The organism is Aquabacterium soli, from assembly GCF_003933735.1.
In the GTDB taxonomy this organism is placed as follows: Bacteria; Pseudomonadota; Gammaproteobacteria; order Burkholderiales; family Burkholderiaceae_C; genus Aquabacterium; species Aquabacterium soli.
In genome coordinates, this window is sequence record NZ_RSED01000009.1 from 84,418 (window position 1) to 110,481 (window position 26,064).

The 26,064-nt window shown below is 68.1% G+C and carries 18 protein-coding genes and 1 pseudogene; 12 read left to right on the plus strand and 7 right to left on the minus strand.

The window, feature by feature from the left end:
• Position 1 precedes the first annotated feature (1 nt).
• Together kdpA and kdpF are read right to left on the minus strand one after the other, a co-directional pair.
• On the minus strand, positions 2-1,687 hold the full coding sequence (gene kdpA, locus EIP75_RS13010; protein WP_125243710.1) for a potassium-transporting ATPase subunit KdpA: 1,686 nt from the start codon (positions 1,685-1,687) through the stop codon (positions 2-4).
• Positions 1,684-1,776 (minus strand): K(+)-transporting ATPase subunit F, encoded by a 93-nt coding sequence (kdpF, locus tag EIP75_RS13015; protein ID WP_125243711.1) that lies wholly within the window; start codon positions 1,774-1,776, stop codon positions 1,684-1,686. Before kdpF ends, kdpA begins: the two co-directional genes overlap by 4 nt.
• A gap of 332 nt (positions 1,777-2,108) precedes the next feature.
• Between kdpF and EIP75_RS13020 the strand changes: the two genes are divergently transcribed.
• The 3 genes from EIP75_RS13020 to EIP75_RS13030 all read left to right on the plus strand — a co-directional run bounded on the left by EIP75_RS13020 (position 2,109) and on the right by EIP75_RS13030 (position 5,583).
• Complete coding sequence (locus EIP75_RS13020) at positions 2,109-2,933, plus strand: type 1 glutamine amidotransferase (RefSeq protein ID WP_125243712.1); 825 nt, start codon at positions 2,109-2,111, stop codon at positions 2,931-2,933.
• Between the two features lie 227 nt (positions 2,934-3,160).
• Positions 3,161-4,429, plus strand: coding sequence for a PQQ-dependent sugar dehydrogenase (locus tag EIP75_RS13025; protein ID WP_125243819.1), 1,269 nt, complete (start codon positions 3,161-3,163; stop codon positions 4,427-4,429).
• Complete coding sequence (locus EIP75_RS13030; protein ID WP_233584847.1) at positions 4,426-5,583, plus strand: catalase family protein; 1,158 nt, start codon at positions 4,426-4,428, stop codon at positions 5,581-5,583. Before EIP75_RS13025 ends, EIP75_RS13030 begins: the two co-directional genes overlap by 4 nt.
• Here EIP75_RS13030 and EIP75_RS13035 read toward each other — a convergent pair whose 3' ends face one another.
• Positions 5,584-6,606: an AraC family transcriptional regulator gene (locus EIP75_RS13035; protein ID WP_158622839.1), complete on the minus strand. Its 1,023-nt coding sequence runs from the start codon at positions 6,604-6,606 to the stop codon at positions 5,584-5,586.
• A 163-nt stretch (positions 6,607-6,769) separates the two neighbouring features.
• Here EIP75_RS13035 and EIP75_RS13040 point away from each other — a divergent pair, with 163 nt between their 5' ends.
• Genes EIP75_RS13040 through EIP75_RS13050 form a run of 3 tightly spaced genes read left to right on the plus strand, consistent with a single transcriptional unit; the run spans position 6,770 to position 9,792 of the window.
• On the plus strand, positions 6,770-8,326 hold the full coding sequence (locus EIP75_RS13040; RefSeq protein ID WP_125243714.1) for a flavin-containing monooxygenase: 1,557 nt from the start codon (positions 6,770-6,772) through the stop codon (positions 8,324-8,326).
• 57 nt (positions 8,327-8,383) lie between these two features.
• Positions 8,384-8,800 (plus strand): hypothetical protein, encoded by a 417-nt coding sequence (locus tag EIP75_RS13045; RefSeq protein ID WP_233584848.1) that lies wholly within the window; start codon positions 8,384-8,386, stop codon positions 8,798-8,800.
• On the plus strand, positions 8,797-9,792 hold the full coding sequence (locus EIP75_RS13050) for a CapA family protein (protein ID WP_233584849.1): 996 nt from the start codon (positions 8,797-8,799) through the stop codon (positions 9,790-9,792). The genes EIP75_RS13045 and EIP75_RS13050 overlap by 4 nt, the downstream gene beginning before the upstream one ends.
• A gap of 15 nt (positions 9,793-9,807) precedes the next feature.
• On the opposite strand, the gene EIP75_RS13055 is transcribed toward EIP75_RS13050, so the two are convergent.
• The 3 genes from EIP75_RS13055 to EIP75_RS13065 all read right to left on the minus strand — a co-directional run bounded on the left by EIP75_RS13055 (position 9,808) and on the right by EIP75_RS13065 (position 12,116).
• A complete protein-coding gene (locus EIP75_RS13055) occupies positions 9,808-11,031 on the minus strand; it encodes a globin domain-containing protein (RefSeq protein ID WP_125243715.1) in 1,224 nt (407 codons plus the stop codon).
• 78 nt (positions 11,032-11,109) lie between these two features.
• On the minus strand, positions 11,110-11,580 hold the full coding sequence (locus EIP75_RS13060) for an RrF2 family transcriptional regulator (protein ID WP_125243716.1): 471 nt from the start codon (positions 11,578-11,580) through the stop codon (positions 11,110-11,112).
• 68 nt (positions 11,581-11,648) lie between these two features.
• The gene (locus EIP75_RS13065; RefSeq protein ID WP_125243717.1) at positions 11,649-12,116 is read right to left on the minus strand and encodes a MarR family winged helix-turn-helix transcriptional regulator; all 468 of its coding nucleotides are present in this window, start codon (positions 12,114-12,116) and stop codon (positions 11,649-11,651) included.
• 89 nt (positions 12,117-12,205) lie between these two features.
• Between EIP75_RS13065 and EIP75_RS13070 the strand changes: the two genes are divergently transcribed.
• A complete protein-coding gene (locus EIP75_RS13070; RefSeq protein WP_125243718.1) occupies positions 12,206-12,781 on the plus strand; it encodes a PaaI family thioesterase in 576 nt (191 codons plus the stop codon).
• Between the two features lie 126 nt (positions 12,782-12,907).
• Complete coding sequence (gene glgX / locus EIP75_RS13075; RefSeq protein ID WP_125243719.1) at positions 12,908-15,109, plus strand: glycogen debranching protein GlgX; 2,202 nt, start codon at positions 12,908-12,910, stop codon at positions 15,107-15,109.
• Positions 15,110-15,202: 93 nt separating this feature from the next.
• On the opposite strand, the gene EIP75_RS13080 is transcribed toward glgX, so the two are convergent.
• Positions 15,203-15,433 carry a hypothetical protein gene (locus EIP75_RS13080; RefSeq protein ID WP_125243720.1) on the minus strand — a complete coding sequence of 77 codons (231 nt, stop codon included), beginning with the start codon at positions 15,431-15,433 and terminating at the stop codon, positions 15,203-15,205.
• A 316-nt stretch (positions 15,434-15,749) separates the two neighbouring features.
• Here EIP75_RS13080 and glgB point away from each other — a divergent pair, with 316 nt between their 5' ends.
• From glgB to EIP75_RS13100, 4 genes and pseudogenes are all read left to right on the plus strand, one after another.
• A complete protein-coding gene (glgB, locus tag EIP75_RS13085) occupies positions 15,750-17,666 on the plus strand; it encodes a 1,4-alpha-glucan branching protein GlgB (RefSeq protein ID WP_125243721.1) in 1,917 nt (638 codons plus the stop codon).
• A 67-nt stretch (positions 17,667-17,733) separates the two neighbouring features.
• Positions 17,734-18,945: pseudogene (gene glgC, locus EIP75_RS13090) on the plus strand (glucose-1-phosphate adenylyltransferase); the annotation flags it as partial.
• Positions 18,945-20,909, plus strand: coding sequence for a malto-oligosyltrehalose trehalohydrolase (treZ, locus tag EIP75_RS13095; RefSeq protein ID WP_199758585.1), 1,965 nt, complete (start codon positions 18,945-18,947; stop codon positions 20,907-20,909). The pseudogene glgC and the gene treZ, both read left to right, overlap by 1 nt.
• Complete coding sequence (locus EIP75_RS13100; RefSeq protein WP_125243723.1) at positions 20,906-26,059, plus strand: malto-oligosyltrehalose synthase; 5,154 nt, start codon at positions 20,906-20,908, stop codon at positions 26,057-26,059. Before treZ ends, EIP75_RS13100 begins: the two co-directional genes overlap by 4 nt.
• The last annotated feature ends 5 nt before the right edge of the window (positions 26,060-26,064 follow it).

The window sequence follows — 26,064 nt, forward strand, 5'->3', positions numbered from 1 at the left end:
CTCAAGGCTTGAGCACCAGGTGTTCGACGACGGGGCCCAGGGCCAGCGAGGGCACGTAGTTCAGCAAGCCCACCAGCAGCACGGTGCCGATCAGCAGCACCACGAAGAGCGGGCCATGGGTGGGCAGCGTGCCGCCCGTGACGGCCAGGCGCTTCTTGGCGGCCAGGCTGCCGGCGATCGCCAGCACCGGCACGATCACCCCGAAGCGGCCCAGCCACATGGCGATGCCCAGCAGCGTGTTGTAGAAGGGCGTGTTGGCCGACAGCCCCGCGAAGGCGCTGCCATTGTTGTTGGCCGCCGAGGTGAAGGCGTAGAGGATCTCGGTGAAGCCGTGCGCGCCGGGGTTGGCCACACCGGCCTGCCCGCTGGGGGCCAGCACCGCCACGGCCGTGCCCGCCAGCACCAGCACCGGCGTGACCAGGATGGCGATGGCCACCATCTTCATCTCGAAGGTTTCGATCTTCTTGCCCAGGTACTCGGGCGTGCGGCCGATCATCAGGCCGGCGATGAACACCGCCAGGATCGCGAAGACCAGCATGCCGTACAGGCCCGTGCCCACGCCGCCGAACACCACCTCGCCCAGCTGCATCAGCACCAGGGGGATGGCACCGCCCAGCGGCATGAAGGCATCGTGCATGGCGTTGACGGCGCCGCATGAGGCGGCGGTGGTCACGGCCGCGAACAGGGTCGTGGCCTCCACGCCGAAGCGCCACTCCTTGCCCTCCAGGTTGCCGCCTGTGATGTCCACGCCCAGCGCGGCCAGGCGAGGGTTGCCCTGGGCCTCGTAGTGCGTGCCCACCACCACGGCCACCACGAACAAGGCGGTCATCGCGGCCAGCACGGCCCAGCCCTGGCGCATGTCGCCCACCACGCGGCCGAACACGAAGCACAGCGATGCGGGGATCAGGAAGATGGCCAGCATCTGCGCGAAGTTGCTCAGGGGCGTGGGGTTCTCGTAAGGGTGGGCCGAGTTGGCGTTGAAGAAGCCGCCGCCATTGGTGCCCAGCATCTTGATGGCCTCCTGCGAGGCCACCGGGCCCATGGCCAGGGTCTGCTTCGGGCCCTCCAGCGTGGTCACGTCCTGGTAGGGGGCGACGTTCTGGATCACGCCCTGGCCGACGAAGAACATGGCCAGCAGCAGCGACAGCGGCAGCAGGATCCACAGGGTGACGCGGGTCAGGTCGGCCCAGGCATTGCCCACACGGGACGTGCCGTGGCGCGCGAAGCCCCGGATCAGCGCCATCACGACCGAGATGCCGGTGGCGGCCGACAGGAAGTTCTGCACCGTGAGCGCCAGCATCTGCGTGAGGTAGCTCATGGTGGCCTCGCCTGCATAGCCCTGCCAGTTGGTGTTGGCCACGAAGCTGATGGCGGTGTTGAAGGCGGAATCCGGGCTGACCGGCCCGAAGCCCTGCGGGTTGAGCGGCAGCCAGCCCTGCAGGCGCTGCAGCGCATACACGGCGGCCAGGCCCAGCACGTTGAACAGCAGCAGGGCCAGGGCGTAGCGCTGCCAGCCCATGTCCTGCTCGGGGCGGACCCCGGCCAGGCGGTACAGAGGCGCCTCGACGCGCGCGGCCCAGCGCGCGCGGCCTTCCATCACGTGGGTGATGGCGGCGGCCAGCGGCCAGGCCAGGGCCAGCAGGGCGGCCAGGAATCCGGCCAGAAGAAGCCAGGCGGTGGTGCTCATGTGAACTCCTCCGGGTTCAGGAGGGCGGCCACCAGGTAGACCAGCAGGGCCAGGGCCACCATGGCGCACAGGACGTAGAGCGCGCTCATGAACGCCCTCCGCCTGGTGTGTGCAGACGGGCGCAGCCGGCGGCCAGCCCCCAGATCGCGGCGGCCAGGGCGGCCGCCAGCGGGATGTAGACGAAGTCCATGTCGGGATCCTTCTTGATCTTGTGATCGACACGGGATCGTAGAAACGGGCCCCTCAATACCGTCGCAAGTTTCAGCAGGGCGGCATCAAGATTCCATCAAGACGCGCCGGTCTCGACGGCCTTGATGCCGTCTTGATCCGGCTGGGGCGCTTCTGTGCACGGTCTTGAGAACGCGCTTCATAGACTGGCCCGGTCACCACAGACGGCGTGCCTGCGGCGCATGCCTTGACCATGAGACCCGTTGCCATCTTCCAGCACGACCCCCATCAGCGGCCCGGTTACCTTCAAGCGTTCCTGCAGTCCTGGCATGTGCCCGTGGTTCACTTCAACCCCGAGATGGGCGATGCGGTGCCGCTGCAGGCCCGGGACTTCAGCGGGCTGGTGCTGCTGGGCAGCAACCGCAGCGTGAACGACCCCCTGGCCTGGATCGCGCAGGAGATGGCGCTGCTCAGGCAGGCCCTGGCATCGGACATCCCGGTGCTGGGCCATTGTTTCGGGGGGCAGTTGCTGGCCCGCGTCATGGGCGCTCCCGTGACGCGCAACCCCCTGCCCTGCATCGGCTGGGAGACCCTGCATGTCACGCCGCCTGCGCAGGCCTTGTTCGGGGGGGCCACCGAGGCCATGGCCTTCAACTGGCACCACGAGACCTTCGCCATGCCCCATGGTGCGACGCGGGCCCTGTTCGGCACGCATTGCCGCAACAAGGGCTTCACCGTCGGCCCCCACATCGGCCTGCAATGCCACCTGGAGGTCACCGAGGACATCGTGCGCGACTGGTGCGCCGCGGGTGCGGCGGAGTTGCTGGCTCACCGTGGGCCTGCGGTGCAGGCGGCCGAGGACATCGTGGCCGGCTTGCGAGACCGCCTGCCCCGAACGCGGGAGGCGGCGCAGCGGCTGTATGCCTGCTGGCTGGCCGGGGTGCTGCAGCGACAGCCCCATGGGGTTCAAGCTGTGCTGGCCATGGGCAGGCAAGCCTTGGGTGCCGGGGCCTGTCTTCCTGCCCTGGTGGCGAGGACCAAGCGCGGATCGCCTGACAGCCGAATCGGCGTTGTCTGACACGCCAGGACAGTCGCCCGCGCCACACTCCGTGCATCAAGTCCACTGGATCTTCCATGCCCTCCATGCACCTTCCCCGGGCCATGCGCCTGGGCATCGTCGGTTCGTTTGCCCTGGCCGTGGTGGCCGTCGCCTGGATCGACCCTTCGCCGGCCTTCGCCCAGAAGACCGAAGCCGCCAAGGCTGCCTCACAGGCCTCCGCCCCGGCGGGCAAGGCCGACAAGGACATGGGCGAGGCCGGCTACGGACCCAATCCCAGGCTGCCCGCCCCTGAAAAATCGCTGATCCCCACGGTGCACATCGCCAAGGCCACCGGCTGGCCTGCCGGGGTCAAGCCTACGCCGGCGGCGGGTCTGCAGGTGCAGGCCTTCGCCACCGGCCTGGCGCACCCCCGCTGGCTGTTGGTGCTGCCCAATGGCGATGTGCTGGTGGCCGAGACCAATGCGCCGCCCAAGCCGGAGGACAACAAGGGCATCAAGGGCAAGGTGATGAAGCTGGTGCAGAAACGCGCTGGTGCCGGGGGCGAGAGCCCCAACCGCATCACCCTGCTGCGTGATGCCGATGGCGACGGCGTGGCCGAGACCCGGCACGAGTTGCTCAAGGGCCTGAACTCGCCCTTCGGCATGGCGCTGGTGGACGGCCACCTGTACGTGGCCAACGCCGACGCCATCGTGCGCTTTCCGTACAAGACCGGCCAGACCAGCATCACCGAGCAGCCCGACAAGGTGGTGGACCTGCCGGGCGGCCCCATCAACCACCACTGGACCAAGAACATCATCGCCAGCAAGGACGGCAGCAAGCTCTACGCGTCGGTCGGCTCCAACAGCAACGTGGCTGAGAACGGCATCCCGGCCGAAGAGGGCCGCGCCGCCATCTGGGAGGTCGATCTGAAGAAGAAGACCAAGCGCCTGTTCGCCACGGGCCTGCGCAACCCCGTCGGCATGGCCCTGGAGCCCACCAGCGGTGCGCTGTGGACGGTGGTCAACGAGCGCGACGAGTTGGGCAACGACCTGGTGCCGGACTACATGACGTCCGTGAAGGACGGTGCCTTCTACGGCTGGCCCTACAGCTACTTCGGCGGCCACGTGGATGAACGCGTCAAGCCGCAGCGCCCGGATCTGGTGGCCAAGGCCGTGGTGCCCGACTATGCGTTGGGCGGCCACACGGCCTCGCTGGGCCTGACCTTCGCCGAAGGCAACAACCTGCCAGCCTCTTTCCGCGCCGGAGCGTTCATCGGCCAGCATGGCTCATGGAACCGCAAGCCCCGCAGCGGCTACAAGGTGGTGTTCGTGCCCTTTGCCGGTGGCAAGCCCAGCGGCCCGCCCATCGATGTGCTGACCGGCTTCCTGCAGGACGACGAAGCCCGAGGCCGACCGGTCGGCGTGGTGTTCGACAAGAAGGGCGCCCTGCTGGTGGCCGACGACGTGGGCGACGCCATCTGGCGTGTCTCGGGCACCCTCACCTCAACGCCTGCCCCCAAAAAGGACAAGCCATGAACCTCACCGCCAGCCCCGACGCCGCTTCTGCCGCGGACACCCTGGCCCGCTGGGCGCAGGAGCCCATCGAGTTCCGGTCTGACATGGAGCACGTCGAGGAGGACGAAGCCGAGGTGGCCATCGCCATCGGCCGCACCATGCGCGGCATTGCTGAAACGGTGCTGCAGGATGAGGGCCAGGCCGAGCGCGGCGTGCATGCCAAGTCCCACGGGATCGTGCTGGGCGAGTTGCGCGTGCATGACGGGCTGCCCCCGTCGCTGGCGCAGGGCCTGTTCGCCAAGCCGGCCACCTACCCTGTGGTGATGCGCCTGTCCACGATCCCGGGCGACCTGCTGGATGACCGGGTGTCGGTGCCCCGCGGCGTGGCACTCAAGGTGGTGGGCGTTGAAGGCGAGCGCCTGCCCGGCAGCGAGGGCGAGGTCACACAGGATTTCCTGATGGTGGACGCCCCCGCCTTCGGCCAGGCCACGCCGAAGGATTTCCTGCAGGGGCTCAAGGCCCTGGCCGCCACCACGGACAAGGTGCCTTCGCTCAAGCAGGGCCTGTCCACCTTCCTGCGGGGCGCCGAGAAGACGCTGGAGGCCATGGGACTGCACAGCTCCTTGATCAAGACCCTGGGCGGGCACCCCAACACCCACATCCTCGGCGAGACCTTCTACACCCAGCTGCCGTTGCTGTACGGCCGGCACGTGGCCAAGCTCAGCCTGGTGCCGGTGTCCGAGCACCTGCTGGCGCTCAAGGGCCTGACGCTGGATTATTTCGAGGCCAGCGGCTCGCCCAACCCCCTGCGCGATGCCGTGATCGACCATTTCCAGCACCACGGCGGGCAGTGGGAGTTGCGCGTGCAGCTGTGCACCAGCCTGAGCAGCATGCCCATCGAGGATGGCTCGGTGACGTGGTCCGAGGCAGACAGCCCCTATGTGACGGTGGCCACGCTGGACGCGGGCCTGCAGAACACCTGGAGCAACGGCCGCGTGGCCCAGGTGGACCTGGGCATGGCCTTCTCGCCCTGGCAGGGCTTGGCAGACCACCGGCCGCTGGGCGCGCTCAACCGCGTGCGCCGCAGTGCCTACCCGGCTTCGGCGAAGTTCCGGGCCCAAGCCAATGGCGAGGTGCTGCGCGAGCCGCGTGGGCGCCAGGACCTGCCCGCCTGATCAGCCTTCTGCGGGCGTGCGCTGGCGCCAGCGCGCTGGCGTCATGCCCTGCCAGCGCTGAAACGCACGGATGAAGGCGGCCGATTCGGCATAGCCCAGCTGCTGCGCGATGGCCTCCACCGGCAAGGTGCTGCGGTCCAGCAGGTGCAGGGCCTTGGCGTGACGCGCCTGGGCCAGCAGGTCGCGAAAGTTTTTACCCTCGTCCGACAGCTGCCGGCGCAGGCTGCGCTCTGACAGGTCGAACGCCCGCGCCACATCATTCACACTCGGAAACTCGCCATTGAACAGGCCCAGGTGGGTCAGCACCCGATCGGCCATGCCCGTGTGCGCCTCATCGGCCTGTTGTGACTGCAGCTGCTGGTCGCACAGGCTGCGGTACATCGCGTGCGCCGCCGGATCGGCACTGGGAAAGCGCAGCTGCAGGTGCTCGTTGCGCAGCCAGAAACGGGCCTCGGTCTCACCGAAGCGCACCGGTGCATTGAAGTAGGCTTCGTACTCCGCCGCCTGGGGCGGGCGTGGATAGGGCATGTCGATGCGCTCGGCGTGGATGTCCAGTCCCATGGTGGCCTGCATGTCGCGCACCATCTTGTAGGTGCCGGAGACCTCGCCATCCACCCGGAACCGCAAGGCACGGGGCGCCATGGCCATGGGCGAGAGCACCAGCGCGCTCAGGCGCTCGCCGGGCTCCAGCCGCAGGGTGCCGAACAGGTAGGTCAGCCGCTGGTATTTCACGCCCATCTGGAACGCCTCCCAGGCGTTGGCGCAGGTCATGATCAGCATCACCAGCGGGCCATAGCCCGCCAGGCCGTAGAAGCCCCCCAGGCGCAGGCCGACCATGGGGTCGTGCAGCTGATCTGCCAGATCGGCGTAGATGCGCAGTTCACGCGTGCGCTCGATGCGCGTGCCCGGGTCGAGCTGGGCGGGATCCAGGCCGTGCTTGCGCAGCACCGGGCCCGGGTCTTCGCCCAGTTGCTGCAGGCCCTGCACCATGTAGATCAGGCCAAGGATGGATCGCGTGCTCATTTGAGAAAGATCAATGGGGGGCGCAGGACAAACCCTTGAAACCCTGTTTCTGGCCGAAAAGATCAATTTGGCGGTCGAATCTAGCATGGTCGGCGTGGCCGGGTTTGCGCAACATCAGTCCATGTTCGCAGCACAAGCCACCGCCCATACGAAAGGGGACGCCATGACCACCAACCCGCCCAAAGAAGCCGCCGCCGCCACCTCTGTCCGCCATGTCGAGGTGGCCATTGCGGGCGCCGGTTTCGGTGGTCTGTGCATGGCCATCAAGCTGAAAGAGGCCGGCATCCATGATGTCGTCGTCCTGGAGAAGGGGGCCGAGGTGGGCGGTACCTGGCGCGACAACCAGTACCCGGGCGCGGCCTGCGACGTGCAATCGCACATGTACTCCTACTCGTTCGCGCCCAAGAGCGACTGGTCCAAGCGCTACGCGCCGTGGAGCGAGATCCAGCAGTACATGCTGGACGTGACCGAGCGCTACCAGCTGCGCCCGCACATCCGCTTCGGCCAGGAGGTGACCAGCGCCGTCTTCGACGAGGGCACCGGCCGCTGGACGATCAAGACCGCGGCCGGCGACACCATCATCGCCCACCACTGGGTGCTGGCCTCGGGGCCCCTGCACGTGCCGGCCATGCCCAAGATCCCGGGCCTGGAGAACTTCAAGGGCAAGGTGATGCACTCGGCCCAGTGGGACCACGGCTACGACCTGCGCGGCAAGAACATCGTGTCCATCGGCACGGGCGGCAGCGCCATCCAGTACGTGCCCGAGATCGCGCCCTTCGCCAAGCAGCTGTATGTGTTCCAGCGCTCGGCCGCCTGGGTGATCCCGCGCGACGAGCGCGAGTACGGCCTGCTGCGCAAGAAGCTGTTCGAGGCCCTGCCCATCACGCGCACCCTGCACCGTTGGCGCTGCTACTGGACCAACGAATCGCGCGTGTGGCCCATCTTCAATCCCTGGATGGCCAAGATCGGCGAGATGGGCCTGCGCAAGCTGGTGCGCATGCAGGTCAAGGACCCTGCGTTGGCCAAGAAGCTCACGCCCGACTACACCCTGGGCTGCAAGCGCATCCTGATCTCCAACAAGTGGTTCCCCACCTTCAACCGCCCCAACGTGTCGCTGGTGACCGAAGGCATCCAGGAGCTGCGCGAGCACAGCATCGTCACGCGCGATGGCGTGGAGCGTCCGGCCGACTGCGTGATCCTGGGCACCGGCTTTGTGGTGGACCCGCGCATCTACATGAAGAACTTCGAGCTGCGTGGCCGAAAGGGCCACAGCCTGCAGGAGGACTGGAAGACCAGCCCGACCAGCTACCTGGGCATCAGCACGGCTCATTATCCCAACATGTACCAGCTGGTCGGCCCGCACACGGGGCTGGGCCACAACTCCATCATCTTCATGATCGAGGCGCAGGCCGAGTACATCGTCAAGTGCGTGAAGCTGGTGCAGGACCAGCGGGTTGACTACATCGACGTCAAGCCACAAGCGCAGCAGCGTTTCCTGGCCGAGGTGACCGAGGCGCTCCAGGGCACCGTGTGGCAGACCGGCTGCAAGAGCTGGTACCAGACGGCCGAGGGCATCAACTTTGCGATCTGGCCCAAGTCGACCTGGAAGTACTGGCTGGAGACCCGGCACGTGAACCTGGGGGACTACGACCTGGTGTGCTGCGGCGTGGCCCGGCCTGTTGCGGTGGCGCGGCAGGTGAGCGCCGTGCAAGGCACATAGGGATGGACAGGTCGCAGCGCCCTGCCTAGGCTGCGCTCTCTTTCAAGGGAGCAGCGCATGGTGTGGAAGATGGTGGCCGCGGGGATGGGGCTGGTGTCGGGGGCGTCGATCAGTGAGCCCGCCTGGTCCCAGGCCGTGCTGCGCTGTGATGTGCGACAGGCGGACGTCACGCGGCGTTTCGAAGCCGTTCCCACCACGGATCCCCAGGGCGTGACGTCCCACGACATCGATGGACGTTTCCGCTTCAAGGCCGTGGTGGGCGCAGGCCCCACGGGTGAGCCGGCCTACGTCAAGCTGTATGTGTACGACATGGCCGTGCGCGGGGCACCGGTGCTGCTGCACCTCGCCACGCACCAGCCGCCATGGCGCGCAGCACCCGAGGTGCCTGCGCTCACGGGCTGGAACCATGTCTACTCCAGCGTGCTGGGGCGCGAGCTGGTCTACGGCTGCGCCTGGCAGGAGGCTGCACCATGAGCGCGTGTTCGCGTCGAAGCGCCCTGGCTCGGCTGGCCGCCCTGCTGGCGCCGGTGGGGTTGGCGAGCTGGCCCGCTGGCATCCGCGCGATGGGCGCAGGTTCGGCATCCAGCGATCCCATCGTCTCGATCGCCATCGTGGGCGATGTGATGCTGGCCGACGGGCCGGGCCGCGTCATCGCCAGCGGGCGCGATCCTTTCGCGCTCTTTGCCTCGCGCCTGGCCGCGGCCGATCTGCGCATCGCGAACCTGGAATGCGTGGTCGCCCAGGGCGGCCAGCCCGAGGACAAGCCCTGGACCTTCCGTGCCCACCCGCGCGTGCTGCCTGTGCTGGCGCGGCATGTCGATGTCGTCTCGGTGGCCAACAACCACTCGGGCGATTTCGGTCGTGCGGCCTTCGGGCAGATGCTGCGGCGCCTGAAAGACCAGGGCGTGCCCTACTTCGGGGGCGGCCATACGCTGCGCGAGGCACACGAGCCGCTGGTGGTCGAGCGCGGCGGCCTGCGCATCGCACTGCTGGGCTACGACGGCTTCTTCCCGCGCGCCTATGAGGCCGGAGAAGACCACCCCGGCGTCGCCTGGATGGACGCCGAGCACATCATCGAGGACATCCACCGTGCGCGCACCGTGCACCGCGCCGACCTGGTCCTTCCCTTCATGCATTGGGGGCAGGAGCATGAACCGCTGGCCAGCGAGTTGCAGCGCAGATTGGCCCGCCAGATGATCGATGCTGGTGCCGACGCGGTGATCGGCGCCCACCCCCACGTGGTGCAGGACACCGAAACCTACCGCGGCAAGCCCATCGTCTACAGCCTGGGCAACTTCGTGTTCGACGGGTTCAGCCATGTCGACAACAACACCGGTTGGCTGTTGTGGCTGCAGGCCGGCCGCGACGGCGTGCGCCGCTGGCGCGTGGAGGTGGCCCGCATCGACAAGGAGGGCGTGCCGCATCCGGCCGGGCCCGGGCCGCACTGGGAGCGGCCCGGCCCGTGACACCTCAGGGTCCGCTCACAGCAGGTGGTCCAGCAGCTCTGGTCCGAACACCTCGCGGTGGATGCGCGTGGCCGGCACACCGCGTTGCAGCAGCCCGGCCCATTGCTCGCGCATGAAGGGCAGCGGGCCGCACATCAGCACCTGGGCCTGGCCCAGGTCCACGCCGGTCAGCACCGGTTCCAGCGTCATGCGGCCCCGATAGGGCGAGGCCTGTCCTGCGGTGTCGACGCCAGGTGTGGTGCCCTGTTCATGAAAGAGCACGGTGCGCAGTGCGGGCATCCGCGCGCCGGTCTCGCGCAGGTCGGCCTGCAGCGCCTGGTATTCGGCGTTGCGCGCGGCATGGGCAAACACCACCGGCCGCGTCGGATTCAGGCCGGCCACGGCCTTGAGCACCGACACCATGGGCGTGATGCCCACGCCGGCCGACAGCAGCACCAGGGGTGTGTCGCCCTGGATCACCGGGGTGAAGTCGCCATAGGCGGCGCTCACGGGCAGCACATCACCGGCCTTGACGTGGTCGTGCAGCCAGTTCGAAACCTGCCCCGCCGGGGTGCCTGCCTCGCGCTTGACCGTCAGGCGCCACCAGGGCTGGTCTGGCGCGTCCGATAGGCTGTACTGGCGCAGCTGGCGTCGCGGTGTGGTCTGGCCTGGCTCGGTCCACTCCATGGCCACGCTCACGTACTGGCCGGGCTGGAAGGGGCCCGGGCGGGCGCCGTCCGCGGTCTGCAGGTAGATCGACACCGTGTCCGCGCCTTCGCGCTCTATGCGCTGCACACGCAGGGGCTGCAGTTCACCCGGCTGCGTGCCGGTGCGCTCGTACAGGCGGGCCTCGGCCGCGATCAGCTCGCCGGCCAGCAGCCAGTAGGCCTCGGCCCAGGCGGCGATCAGCTCGGGCGTGGCGGCCTCACCCAGCACCTCGCCGATGGCGGCCAGCAGGTGCCGCCCCACGATGGGGTAGTGCGAGGGCTTGAGCCCCACGGCCGCGTGCTTGTGGACGATGCGGTCCAGCACCGGTGTCAGCGCGGCCGCATTGTCGATGTTGGCCGCATAGGCGAACACGGCCGAGGCCAGCGACTGCTGCTGCGCGCCGCTGGCCTGGTTGCCCATGTTGAACAGGTTGTTCAGCTCGGGATGGGCGTCGAACATGCGCGCGTAAAAGCGCGTGGTGATAGCCAGGCCATGTTCACGCAGCACGGGCACGCTGGCTTCGATGTAGGGACGGGCGGCGGTCGAGATCATGGTGGGCTCCTGTGAAAAAGAGTATATAAAATGCATCTTTATGGGAAGGCCGATGCGATGCGGACTGACACTGCGAGTTCAGTGGGAAGGATGGGCCAGTGCGTCGCGCTGGCTGACGAACTGCCGATGCAGCTGGATGATGGCTTCGCCTGTGCGCGTGCTGCACACATCGGCCAAGGTGTGGCGATTGAGCTCGTCGTAGAAGGCGCGCAGCGCGGCGTTCAGGACACCTTGCAATGTGCACCGCCCCGCCAGCACGCAGGCCAGCCCGGCACAGTCGATCAATTGTTCATGGCCTTCCATCCGCTCGACCACCTCGCCGATGCGGATGTCGGTGGCGGCGCAGCCCAGGCGCAGACCGCCGTGGCGACCACGCAGAGTGCTGACCCAACCCAGGTGGCCCAGCTTGTTGACCACCTTGGTGAGGTGGTTGGCAGGCACCTGGAATTGCGTGGCGATCTCGGCGATGGTGACAGGCTCGGCCCGGTCATGGTGTGCCAGGTACATCAACACCCGAAGGCCGAGGTCGCTGAAGCGGGTGAGTTGCATGGTTTGAGGTTGGCATCAATTAAGTTGCGTTCTATATGCATCTTATAAACGCCTGCAAGCTTCGCCTGTCAATCCGCCCGGATCACGTGCTTCTCGGCGTCCAGCAACTCGGCGCACTCATCCAGCAGTGCATGCAAGGCCGCGACCCGGTCGGCCCCCAGCTGTTCGTTGATCGACAACTGTGCCTGCTTCCACGCCCGCTGGCCTTGCTGGCGCTTGGCCCGCCCCGACTGCGTGGACGTGACCAGGCGGCTGCGGCCGTCCTCGCCCTCGCCGATGAGTACCCATCCTTGAGCCACCAGCGGTTGCAGGTTGCGTGTCAGCGTTGAGGCGTCCAGGGTCATGCGCGCGGCCAGGTCCGACGGGCGCACGGGCTCCATCAAGATGACATGCGAGAGCAGCGAATACTGCGTGCCCTTGAGCCCCGTCGCCTCCATGGCCTCGTCGTACAAGCGGCTCACGCGTCGGCTGAGCTGTCGCAGCTTGAGGTTGGTGCAGCCTCGGGGTTGGCTGGAAGAGGCGGTGTCGCTTGCCATGGTTAAAAGATTGTATCTACAATAGTTGCGGGTGCAAGTATTTAGAACCCTGATCACGGCCGCGCACCCGCCGTGCCGAGGATATCCGCATGACCCATCCTGCCGCCGTCCAGGCGCTGCTCACGCCCGAAACCGCCGCTCAGACCTTGCAGGCCTGGCAGGCACGCGATGCCGAGCTCCGTGAGCGTAACCACCAGGTCGGGCTGGGCCGCCCAGAACAGTTCATCCACCGGTCGGGCATCGAGGCCTTCCGCGCCATGCTGGCCGGCGACATGCCCCGCGCGCCCATTTCCGACACCCTGGATTTCATCCTGGTCGAGGCCGATGTGGGCCATGTGGCGTTCCAGGGCCGGCCGCAGTTCGCCCACTACAACCCCCTGGGCACCGTGCATGGCGGCTGGATCGCCACGCTGCTCGATTCCGCCGTGGCCTGCTCGGTGCACACCTCCTTGCCCGCAGGCAAGACCTACACCACGCTGGAGCTCAAGATCAACTACGTGCGCGCCCTGACCGACAAGGTGCCCCTGGTGCGTGCCATCGCCCATGTCATCCACGTGGGCGGGCGCACGGCCACGGCCGAGGGCCGCCTCGTCGGGCCCGACGGCAAGCTCTACGCGCATGCCAGCACCACCTGCCTGGTGATGGACCTGAACGGCCAGGGCTGAACGCACCAGACGGAGGCGACACGCACCGTGTCGGCCTCTGCTGACGCGAGTTTCCGCTGCCGCCGACAGGCTGCGTGTCGGGGCTGGGGCACCCTAGGCTGTCATGCCGAACATCCCCCACACCCCATGAAAAAATCCTCCTCCCGCTGGCCGTCGGTGGAGGCCGGCAGCCCCCTGCACCTGGGCGCCACCGCCGATGAAGACGGCGTCAACTTCGCCCTGTTCTCTGCCCACGCCACGCGCGTCGAACTGTGTGTCTACGACGAAAGCGGCACCAAGGAGATCCACCGCGTCGACCTGCCCGAGCAGACCGACGAGGTCTGGCACGGCCGGCTGCCCGGCGCGAAGGCCGGCCTGGTCTATGGCTACCGCGTGCATGGCCCCTACAAGCCCGACAAGGGCCACCGCTTCAACCACCACAAGCTGGTGCTGGACCCGTATGCGCGTTCGCTGGTCGGCCAGCTTCAGTGGGGTCCGAGCCTGTTTGGCTACCAGCTGGGCCATCCCGATTCGGACCTGTCCTTCTCCGAGATCGACAGCGCCCCGGCCATGCCCAAGGCCCGCGTGGTGGCCGACGACCCGCGCCTGCAGCCGCCGCGCCCGTCGCCATGGCGCCGTCCCTGGGACCGCACCATCATCTATGAAACCCACGCCAAGGGCTTCACCCAGCGCCATCCGGCCGTGCCCGAGGCGCACCGTGGCCGATTCAAGGGCCTGGCCCACCCTGAGGTGATCGCCTACGTCAAGTCGCTGGGCGTGAGCACGGTGGAGCTGCTGCCCATCCACGCCTTCGCCGACGAGCCGCACCTGCACGACCACGGCCTGTCCAACTTCTGGGGCTACAACACCATCGGCTTCTTCACGCCCGATCCGCGCTACCTGGTCGATGGCCAGCTGGCCGATTTCGCCGAGATGGTCGACCGCCTGCACGATGCCGGCCTGGAGGTGGTGCTCGACGTGGTCTACAACCACACCGCCGAAGGCAATGGCCTGGGCCCCACCATCAGTTTCAAGGGCATCGACAACGCCTCGTACTACCGGCTCGACCCCCAGCACCCGCGCAATTACATCAACGACACCGGCACGGGCAACACGGTCAATGCGAACCACCCGCGCGTGTTGCAGCTGATCATGGACAGCCTGCGCCACTGGGCCGGCCTGGGTGTGGACGGCTTCCGCTTCGACCTGGCCACGGTGCTGGGCCGCGAGCCCCAGGGCTTCGACCAGACCTGCGGCTTCTTCCAGGCCTGGCGGCAGGACCCGGTGCTCGGCCGCCTCAAGTTCATCGCCGAGCCCTGGGACTGCGGCCCGGGCGGCTACCAGGTGGGCGGTTTTCCGCCGGGCTGGGCCGAATGGAACGATGCCTTCCGCGATCAGCTGCGCAGCTTCTGGCGTGGCGACGAGAAACAGGTGCCGCACCTGGCCTCGCGCCTGACCGCGTCGGCCGACCGCTTCAGGCACCGGGGCCGCCGCGCCTGGGCCAGCGTTAACTTCATCACCGCGCACGACGGCTTCACGCTGGCCGACCTGGTGTCCTACAACGACCGCCACAATGAGGCGAACGGCGAGAACAACCGCGACGGCAGCAGCAACAACCTGTCGTGGAACTGCGGCGCCGAAGGCCCCACCGACGATGCCGAGGTGCTGACCTTGCGCGCCCGCCAGCAGCGCAACCTGCTGCTGACCCTGTTGCTGGCCCACGGCACGCCCATGCTGCTGGCCGGCGACGAGGCCGGGCGCACGCAGCAAGGCAACAACAACGCCTACTGCCAGGACAACGAGATCTCCTGGGTCGACTGGGAGCGCACCGAAGACCAGCAGATGCTGACCGACTATGTGCGCAAGCTGGTCTGGTTGCGCGATACCCTGGCCGTGCTGCGTCCCAACCGCCATGCACGGGGACGCCACCCTGCGCGCGCCGGCATCCGGGATGTGGCCTGGGTGGACGCGGCAGGGCGCGAGTTGCAGCCCGCGCAGTGGTCGGACCCGGCGATGCGCAGCATCGGCATGCTGGCCGACGCGCGCGCACTGCTCGATGGCCGCCAGCCGGCCGGCCAGCATGGCGTGACCACGCTGCTGGTGGTCAATGCCCACCACGACTTGGTGCTGTGGACCATGCCCGCCCACCACGGCGTGGCGCGCTGGACGCGCATCGTGGACACCAACGCGCCGCTGGAACGCGAGATCCCGGAGTACGCGCCCGGCGATGTCTACGAGGTGACAGGGCGCTCTGCGCTGCTGTTCGTTTCTGGCACGGACGCGGCGTCGACGGCGCTGGTCAAGGAATTGGTCGATGCGCTGAGGCGCGGCGAGATCCAGGCTGCCTGACGCCGGGGGGCATGGCCACGCTGGCCATGCCTTGAACGGCATCTCATGAAAAAAGGCGGGGAGATTCCCCGCCTTGGCGTTGGTGTGTTGTGTTCACCAGTCGCCGTGTGCCGATTCCAGCGCGCCGATCTCGTCGGCCTCCAGTCCCAGCGAGCGGGCGGCCGAGCTGCGCATGTGGTCGATGGCGTTGAAGCTCATGGCGCGGCGGCGGCTGTCCATGGCTTCGACCGGGAAACAGTCGCCATGGCCATCGGAGGTCAGCGCGGGCATCCAGGTCGAGGAGGCGTTGAAGGCATGGGTGGGAGCGTCGTGCAAGGGCTTCATCGTGGGCCTCCTCCGGGCGTGTAGGGGTGTCGTGCGGGTGCCGCCCTGAAGGCGATCAGTGCAGCCAGTGTCCCTGCCATGGGCCCTTTGCCGCAGTCGGCCGACGCCCAACTTCATGTAGGCATCGCACTACAGGGCGCCATGCCACGGCGCGCATGAAACGCCTGACAACCGCGGCGTAGGACACCTCTGACGCATGCCGTGCGCTTGCCTGACGATGCTTTGATCCTTGGACGACTGCTGCAACGCACCATGCTTCTTACAGTCCCTGGACGGCATCCGATTTGGGCCGCGAACAAGCACAAAGAGGCACGTCATGTTGATGGACGCATGGTCGGGATCGCAGGGCAACGCAAGCCACGCCGAGTCGCTCGGTGCGGTGGGCCGAGGCCACCGATCCATGGGCGCACACCTGCGGCTGGACCACGGCGTGGCCGGTGCCCGTTTTCGCGTCTGGGCGCCCAATGCGCGCGCCGTCAGCGTGATCGGTGATTTCAATGGCTGGCAGGGTGGTGCCCACAAGCTGCATCCGCTCAGCGACGACTCCGGCGTGTGGGACGGCTTCGTGCCCGGCGCCCACCATGGCCAGCGCTACAAATACCGGATCGAACCGCAGCAGGGCCCGGCCGTCGATAAAGCCGACCCGTATGCCTTCCTCGCCGAAGAGCCACCCCGCACCGGCTCGGTGCTGTGGGACCTGTCCTATGAATGGCGTGATGGCGACTGGATGGCCCAGCGCATGGCCCGCAACGCCTTGTCCGCGCCCATGTCCATCTACGAGCTGCACCCCGGCTCCTGGCGTCCGGGCCGCGAGGGGCGCCGCTTCCTGGGCTACGAGGAGCTGGCCGACGAGCTCATCCCCTACCTGCTCGAGATGGGGTTCACGCACGTGGAGATGATGCCGCTGACCGAGCATCCCTTCTATGGCTCCTGGGGCTACCAGACCACCGGCTACTTCGCAGCCACCTCTCGCTATGGCACGCCCCAGCAGCTGATGCGCTTCGTGGACCGCCTGCACCAGGCCGGCATCGGCGTGATCCTGGACTGGGTGCCCTCGCACTTTCCGAACGATGCCCATGGCCTGGCCACCTTCGATGGCACGCACCTGTACGAACACGCCGACCCACGCCAGGGCTTCCACCCTGAGTGGAACAGCCTGATCTTCAACTATGGTCGCCACGAGGTGGCCGACTTCCTGGTCGACAGCGCGCTGTTCTGGCTGGGCACCTACCACTTCGATGGCCTGCGCGTGGACGGCGTGGCCTCCATGCTCTACCTGGACTACGCACGCAAGGCGGGCGAATGGATCCCCAACAAGCACGGCGGCCACGAGAACCTCGAGGCCGTGGCTTTCCTGCGCCGGCTCAACACAGCCGTGTATGCGCACCACCCCGATGTGCAGATGATCGCCGAGGAGTCCACTGCCTGGCCGGGCGTGAGCCGCCCCGTGGGCGCGCCCGACACGCTGGCCGGCCTGGGTTTCGGCTTGAAGTGGAACCTGGGCTGGATGCACGACACGCTGCGCCACTTCGCGCGCGATCCGCTGTTCCGCGGCTTCCACCTGGAGGACCTGAGCTTTGGGCTGGTCTATGCCTTCAGCGAGAACTTTGTGCTGTCCCTCTCGCACGACGAGGTGGTGCATGGCAAGGGTTCGCTGCTGGCCCGCCAGTTCGGTGACCGCTGGCAGCGATTTGCCAACCTGCGCACCCTGTACGGCCTGATGTGGGGCCATCCCGGCAAGAAGCTGCTGTTCATGGGCGGCGAGTGGGGCGTGGAGCGCGAGTGGAACCACGAGGCTACGCTGGACTGGGCCTTGCTGGGCGATCCCCTGCATGCCGGCGCCAAGCGCTGGGTGGCCGACCTCAACCGCGTCTACCGCAGCCACCCCGCCCTGTACGAGGTCGATTTCAGCGAGCAGGGCTTTCGCTGGCTGATCCGCGACGACGCACAGCACGGCGTGATGGCCTTCCTGCGCCAGGGACACGACGCTGACCATCCGGTGCTGGTGGTGCTCAACCTCACACCCGAAGTGCGCCATGGCTACCGCATCGGCGTGCCCCGCGAAGGCCATTGGCGAGAACTGCTCAACAGCGATGCCGCCATCTACGGTGGCAGCGGCGTGGGCAATCTGGGCGGCGTGAACACTGCCCAGGTGCCCAGCCACGACCAGTCCCATTCACTGCAACTGACCCTGCCGCCGATGGCGGCCCTGTTCCTGGAGGCGCCGCGATGATGCGCGCCGCCTTCGTTTTACCCCATCGATTCGAGCGGGCCGCCCGGCCCACGCACTGGAGACTGACATGATTGCTGGCAAAACGGTTCTGGCCTTCGTGATGGCCGGCGGAGAAGGCACCCGGCTTCACCCACTCACCGCAGAGCGGTCCAAGCCTGCCGTGCCGTTCAATGGTCGGCACCGCATCATCGACTTCGCGCTCTCCAACCTGATCAACAGCAAGATCTACTCGGTCTACCTGCTGGTGCAGTACAAGTCGCAGAGCCTGATCGAGCACGTTCGCCGAACCTGGGTGATGAGCCCGCTGATGCCCAACCATTTCATCACCGTGGTGCCGCCGCAGATGCAGCGTGGCCCGGAGTGGTTCCAGGGCACGGCCGACTCGGTCTACCAAAACATGCACCTGATCCAGTCGATGAAGCCTGACCTGGTGATCGTGTTCGGCGCCGACCACGTCTACCGCATGGACGTGCGCCAGATGATCCAGTTCCATGTGGACAACCAGGCCGACGCCACCGTGGCTGCGCTGCCGGTGCCGCTCAGCCAGGCCTCGTCCTTCGGCATCCTCAAGACAGATGGCAGCGGCCGGATCCGTGACTTCCAGGAAAAGCCCGAGCAGGCGGAACCCATGCCCGGCCGTGCCGACCACGCGCTGGCGTCGATGGGCAACTACGTGTTCTCGACCGACCTGCTGATGGACTCGCTCGAGAAGGCCCACGCCAATGGCCAGCATGATTTCGGCAAGCACGTGCTGCCCACCTTGACCGACAGCCACCGGGTGATGGCCTACGACTTCGCCACCAACAAGGTGCCCGGCGTGCACGACTACGAAGAAGCCGGCTACTGGCGTGACGTCGGCACCATCGAGTCCTACTACGATTCCAACTTCGACACGCTGGGCGAACAGCCGCGCTTCTCTATGCACAACGCGCAGTGGCCCATCCAGGCCAGCCCCGACCACACCGAGGCCGCGCAGTTGTACGACGCCACCATCAAGGGTGCGTCCATCGGCGCTGGCGTGCATGTGCGCCGCGCCGTGATCGAGCGCAGCCTGCTGCGCCGCAGCGTGCACGTGGACAGCCACGCCGAGGTGGTGGGGTCCATCGTGATGGACCGCACCCACATCGGCGAGGGCGCCCGCATCCGCCGTGCCATCATCGATTCAGACAATGTGATCCCGCCAGGCATGCGCATCGGCTACGACCTTGAAGAGGACCGCCGCCGCTTCCATGTGAGCGAGAGCGGCATCGTCGTGATCGGAAAAGGGCAGCTGCGCCCATGACCTCAGCCGACCCCCGTCTGGATCCGGTGCAGGCCGGTCTGTCCACACCGTTGCCCGCGCGTGCGCTCGATGAGGGCGTGACGCAGGCCATCGCACCCGTGGTGCCCGGGCTGGGCCGTTGCCTGCACGCCATGCCCTTCGGGCCCGTGCGCATCGACCCGGACGACACCCGGTCGGGTTACGAGTTCCGCCTCTGGGCGCCATCGGCGCCACGTGTGGACCTGGTCTTCCAACCCGCCTCCGGCGGCCGGCTGGAGCTGCCCTGCGAACGGGGTGATGGGGGCTGGTGGCACGTGAAGGTGCCGCAAGCCCGGGCGGGCGACCGCTATGGTTTCGCGGTGGACACCGAGCACGGCATGCTGGATGTGCCCGACCCTGCGTCGCGCTACAACCCCGACGGCGTGCACCAGCCCAGCCAGGTGCTGGACCCGCGCTCCTTCGACTGGGGTGACGACATCGCCTGGCACGGCCGCCCGTGGACCGAGGCCGTGGTGTACGAACTGCACGTGGGCACCTTCACGGCCGAGGGCACTTATGCCGCCGCTGAACGGCGCCTGGACCACCTGGCCGCGCTGGGCATCACCGCCATCGAGCTGATGCCGCTGGGTTCGGCCCCCGGCCGCCGTGGTTGGGGCTACGACGTGGTACTGCCCTACGCCCCGCAGCCTGCCTACGGGCACCCCAACGACCTCAAGGCCTTCATCAAGGCTGCCCACCAGCGCGGCCTGATGGTGCTGCTGGACGTGGTCTACAACCACTTCGGCCCGGATGGCAATTACCTGCACGCCTACGCCCGAGAGTTTTTCAACCCGGCGCACCAGACACCCTGGGGCGACGCGATCAACTTCGATGCCAAGCATGCGGCCACCGTGCGTAATTTCTACATCCACAACGCGCTGTACTGGCTGTGCGAGTACCGCTTCGATGGCTTGCGCATCGACGCGGCCCATGCGATGGCCGACGCCTCCAGCGACCATTTCCTGACCGAGCTGTCGCGCCGTGCCCGCGAGGCCACCCGCGGCCGGCAGGTGCACCTGGTGCTCGAGAACAACCGCAACGAGGCCCGCCACCTGGGCCAGCCCGGCCAGCCAGGGCGCTTCGAGGCGCAATGGAACGACGACTTCCACCAGGCCGCGCATGTGCTGCTGACGGGCGAAACCCATGGCTACTACCGCGATTTCGCTGAGCAGCCCTTGCAGCAACTGGTGCGTTGCCTGGCCGAGGGCTTCGCCTTCCAGGGCGAGCCCTCCCTGCACGATGGCGGCCCGCGTGGTGAGCCCAGCCGCGACCTTCCGGCAAGCTGCTACGTCAACTTCCTGCAGAACCATGACCAGACCGGCAACCGTGCCTTCGGAGAGCGCCTGACCGCCTTGAGCGCGCATGCCCCGCTGAAAGCGCTGGCCTGCATCCAGCTGTTGGCGCCCGGCATTCCCATGCTGTTCATGGGCGAGGAGTTCGGCACCACTGCGCCCTTCCATTACTTCTGCGATTTCCAGGGCGAGCTGGCGCGCGCCGTGCGAGATGGGCGTCGCCGCGAGCACGCCCAGGGCAGCGAGGGCGAGGGCCAGCCTCCCGTGCCGGATCCCAATGACCCGACGGTGTTCGGTGCCAGCACGATCGATTGGGACGAGTTGCGGGCGGCCCCGCACCGCGACTGGCTGGCCTTCTACACGCAGGCCCTGGCCGTGCGGGCGCACATGGTGGCGCCACGGCTGGGCCTGATCCGGCCGCAGGCGATCAGCCACCGCTTCTTCGGCCCGCACACCTTCGAGGTGAGCTGGCCCACCGACGGGGCGGGCACGCTGGTGCTGCGCGCCCACCTGCATGACGGGCCCAGCGACGTGCTCCCGCGCGTGGAGGGGGCCCTGCTGTTCGGTGTCGGCGAGGACAACGGCCTGCCGGCGGGCGCATTGGGCTCCTGGTCGGTGCGCGTGCACCTGGTGGAGGACCCCTTGCCATGACCTCGCTGCTGACCCTTCTGTGCCACCAGCTGGGCATTGCCCTCGATTACCAGGATGCGTGGGGACGCGTCACCACGGTGGATGCCGCCACGCTCAGGCGTGTTTGCAAGGCCATGGGCTACCCTGCGGACGACGATGACGAGGCCACCCGGTCACTCGATGCGTTGCGCGATCGGGCCGAACACGAGGCCCTGCCGCCTGCGATGGTGGTGACGGCCTCGGCCACGCCGATGGCCTGCCCTTTGCGACTGCGTGCCGAACAGCTCGGCGGGCCGGTGACCTGGTTCATCTCGCTCGAAAACGGGCAGAGCCTGCAAGGCACTTCCGTGGCCACCGCGGCCGAGGTGACGCCGCCCTTCCCGGCTGAGCTGCTGCGCGAAGATGTCCCCCGCCTGGTGCCTGCCACGATCGAGCTGCCGCCCGGCCTGCCGGTGGGCTACCACCGCCTGGCCCTGGAGGCCGGCGAGCCACGCCAGAGCGTGGGCGCCACGGCGCTGGTGGTGTGCCCTCCCCGAGCGCATGAACTGGCCGGCCCGCTCGATCCGCATCCCCGCGTGTGGGGCTTGTCGGTCCAGCTTTACGCGGTGCGCAGCCGCTCCAACTGGGGCATGGGTGATTTCGGCGACCTGCGCGAGCTGGTGCAGATGGCCGCGCGCGAGGGCGCCGATTTCGTCGGCATCAACCCGCTGCACGCGCTGTTCCCGCACGCCCCGGAGCAGGCCTCGCCCTACAGCCCGTCCAGCCGGCAATGGACACACCTGCTCTACCTGGATGTGGAGCACATCCACGAGTACGCCGAATGCGACGATTGCCAGCGCCTGGTCGGCTCGGCCGCCTGGCGCGCCCGCCTGCAGGCATTGCGCGATGTGCCCATGGTGGACTACGCCGGGGTGTCGGAGCTCAAGTTCCAGGTGTTCGAGATGCTGTATGCGCGCTTTCGGTCGCAGCACCTCGAGCGGGGCACGGCCCGCGCACGGCGCTTCCGCCAGTTCCAGCGCACGCACGGCCGCAACCTGCGCCTGCAGGCGCTGTACGACGCGCTGCAACGCTACTTCCACCGCAAGAACCCGGCCCTGTGGGGCTGGCCGGTGTGGCCCGAGGCCTACCGCGATGTGCGCAGCCAGACCGTGCGCGATTTCGCCAGCAGCCACGAGGCCGACGTCGAGTTCTTCGAGTACCTGCAATGGCAGGCCGAACTTCAGCTCGAGTCGGTGCAGGACCTGGCCCGCGAACTGGGCATGCGCATCGGCCTGTACCGGGACCTGGCCATTGGCGTGAACCCGGGTGGCGCGGAAACCTGGGCCCAACCCGCCTTGTATGCCCAGGGCGTTCAGGTGGGCGCGCCCCCCGACGAGCTCAACCCCAACGGGCAGGACTGGGGCTTTTCGCCCATCACGCCGCAGCGGCTGCGCGAAGCCGGGTTCAAGCCCATGCTGGATGTGCTGCGCGCCAACATGCGCCATGCAGGCGCCCTGCGCATCGACCACGTGATGGGGCTGATGCGCCTGTTCTGGGTGGTGCCGGGCGCCGATACCTTGCAGGGCACCTACGTGGCCAACCCTTTCGACGAACTGCTGCGCCTGGTCTGCCTGGAAAGCCAGCGCCACCACTGCATCGTCATCGGCGAGGACCTTGGCATCGTGCCCCCCGAGGTGACCGCCGCGATGGAGCGCCACGGCCTGCTGTCCTACCGGCCCTTCTACTTCGAACAGCTCTGGCACGAAGGCCGTTTCAGGCCGCCCGAGGGCTGGCCGCGCCGCGCGCTGGCCACTGTGGGCACCCACGACCTGCCCACCCTGCGCGCCTACTGGACCGGCCATGACCTGCGCCTGCGCGACGAACTGGGCGTCTACCGCGATCCCGAGCTGCGTGACGGCCACATCGCCCGCCGCGGGCGAGAACGTGTGGCCCTGCTTCAGGCCCTGGGCGAGCAGAACCTGTTGATCGAAGGCCTGAGCGAATCGCCGGACAGCGTGGCCGACCCGGACCCGCGCCTGGCCGAGGCCGTGCACCGCTACGTGGGACGCACGCCGGCCACGATGGTGGCCGTGCAGCTGGAAGACGTGCTCGGCGCAGTGGAGCAGGTCAATGTGCCTGGCACCAGCGAGGCGCAGTACCCCAACTGGCGGCGCAAGCTGACGCTGGATGTCGCTGCGCTGGAGCGCGATCCACGCTGGACCACCCTGGCCCAGGCCCTGCGCGACGAGCGGCCGTCGCACCATCCTGCCGCCGCCAAGGACGAGGCCGCCTGGGATCCCGACCTGGCCGTCATTCCCCGCGCCACCTACCGGCTGCAGCTGCACGCCGGCCTGCGCTTCAAGCAGGCCGAGGCCCTGCTGCCCTACCTCAAGCGCCTGGGCATCAGCCATGTGTATACCTCGCCCTTCCTGAAGGCCCGGGCCGGCAGCACGCATGGCTACGACGTGGTCGACCCTCGCGAGATCAACCCGGAGATCGGCACCCAGGCCGAGTTCGAGGATTTCTGCGCCGCGCTCGACCGGCATGACCTGCAACTGCTGGTGGACATCGTGCCCAACCACATGGGCGTGCTGCAGGCCGACAATCCCTTGTGGCGCGAGGTGCTCGAAGACGGGCCGGCCTCGCGCTACGCCGACCACTTCGACATCGACTGGGCCCAGGCCGGCGATGCCGAGCACGGTGGGCGTGTGCTGCAGCCTGTGCTGGAAGACCAGTACGGCCTGGTGCTGGAGCAGGGCAAGCTCAAGCTGACCTGGTGGGCCGAAGGCAACACGGTGGTGCTGGCCTACTATGACCACCGCTTCCCCATCGACCCGCGCGACCTGCCGTTGTTGATGGACGGCGGCCCCCATGCCGGGCTGGACCCAGAAGCGGCCCGGGAATGGCAGGCCCTGAGGCAGGGTTTCGAAGGCTTGCCCGCCCGGCAGGGCAGCGACCCGGCCCACCAGGCCGAACGCCTGCGCCTGAAGGAACAACTCAAGACCCGCCTGGGCGCCCTGCTGCGCAACCACCCGGCCGCGCGGGCCATCCTGCAGGCGCGGCTGGCGGTCTACAACGGCCATGTGGGCGATGCGCGCAGCTTCGATGCGCTGGACGACCTGCTGCAGCGCCAGGCCTGGCGCCTGGCCTCCTACCGCGTGGCCGATGGTGTCAACTACCGGCGCTTCTTCAACATCAACGACCTGGCCGGCATCCGCACGGAGCGGGACGAGGTGTTCGAGCTGTCGCACGCGCTGCTGTGGGACTGGTTCGAGCAGGGCCTGGTCAGCGGGGTGAGGGTGGACCACCCCGACGGCCTGGCCGACCCCCGCGCCTACCTGGAGCGCCTGCAGGCCAGTTTCCGCCGCATCCATGCGCGCCGCCATGCCGAGGGCCACAGCTCGCTGTACCTGATCGTCGAGAAGATCCTGGGCGAGACCGAGCACCTGCCGCCGGAGTGGCCCGTGCACGGCGGCAGCGGCTACCGCTTCTGCAACCTCAGCACACGCCTGCTGGTCGATCCCTCGCAGGAGTCCCGCCTGAGCCGGGTCTACCGCGCCTTCACCGGTGAGAACGCCGAGTTCGACGAGGTGCTGCTGCAGAGCAAGCGCCACGTGATGGAGCACGAGCTGGCCGCCGAGCTGCGCGCCGTCACGCACCTGCTGCACGACATCACGCGCCGCGACCGGCGCACCCGCGACCACACGCCGCACACCCTGCGCCTGGGACTGATCGAGCTGACGCTGGGCTTTCCCGTCTACCGCACCTACATCAGCGAGCGTGGCATGTCCGTGCAGGACCGGGGCTGGATCGACATCGCCGTTCACGAAGCCATGCGCCGCCGCGGCCTGGAGGACGTCGGCGTGCTGCACCTCATCCGCGACACCCTGCTGACCGCGGCGACGGAGCCGGAGGCACAACTGCGCCAGCTCAAGCTGGCCTTCGCCACGCGCTTCCAGCAGTTCACCGCCCCGGTGATGGCCAAGTCGCTGGAGGACACGGCCTGCTACCGCTACAACCGATTGCTCGCCCTCAACGAGGTTGGAGGCGATCCATCCGTGTTCGGCATGACGGTGGACGATTTCCACGAATCGCTCAAGCGCCTGGCCTTCACGCACCCGCACGGCATGCTGGCCACCTCCACCCACGACAGCAAGCGCAGCGAAGACGTGCGTGCGCGCCTGGCCGTGCTGTCGGAGATGCCTGCTGCGTGGCGCCTGGCCCTCGCCCGTTGGCGCCGGCTGGCCGAGCCCTTCAAGCGCCGCGTCGATGGCGAGATGGTGCCCACGGCCAACGACGAGTACATGGTCTACCAGAGCCTGCTGGGCATCTGGCCCATGAGCCCGCCCGACGAGGCCACCCGCGAGAGCCTGGCCCAACGCCTGAGCGACAGCGTGCTCAAGGCCGTGCGCGAAGCCAAGGAACAGACCAGCTGGCGCCACCCCGATGCCTTGTACGAAGAGTCGATACTGGATTTCGCACGGCGCCTGGTGCTCGACGAAGGCGCTGCCGCGTTCCGCCAGGATTTCGCGCGGCTGCAATCGCAGGTGGCGCGCTTCGGCGCCTGGAACAGCCTGTCGCTGCTGCTGCTGAAGATGGGCGGCCCCGGTGTGCCCGACATCTACCAGGGCTGCGAAGGCTGGAACCTCAGCCTGGTCGATCCGGACAACCGGCGGCCGGTGGACCACCTCACGCTGTCGGCCCAGCTCGATGCCTTGGTGCGGGCCTGGCCGCAGGGCGCCACGCCAGATGGCCTGCGCGACATGCTGTCCACCTTGCAGGATGGCCGCCTCAAGCTCTACCTGACCTGGCGGGGCCTGGGCTTGCGCCAACAGTGGGAAGGCGTGTTCACGCACGGCGAGTACCTGCCGATGGCGGTGGACGGCGAGGCACGGCGCCACGTCGTGGCGTTCGCGCGCCGCCATGCTGGCCAGACGGTCATCGTCGTGGTGTCGCGCCTGCTGTTCACGCTCTGCCATGGCGACGAGTCCGTGCTGGGCGACGGCCGTGTGTGGGGCGACACCACCCTGGCGCTACCGCCGGGTGCGGCGCAGACCTGGCAGGATGCGCTGGGCGGTCGGGTGACCGTGGCGTCCACCCTGGCCGATGGCCCGCCGCGCCTGCACATCGCCGATGTCTTCCACAGCCTGCCCCTGGCCGTGCTGGTGCCGCACGAGGCTGCCCCGGCATGACCCAC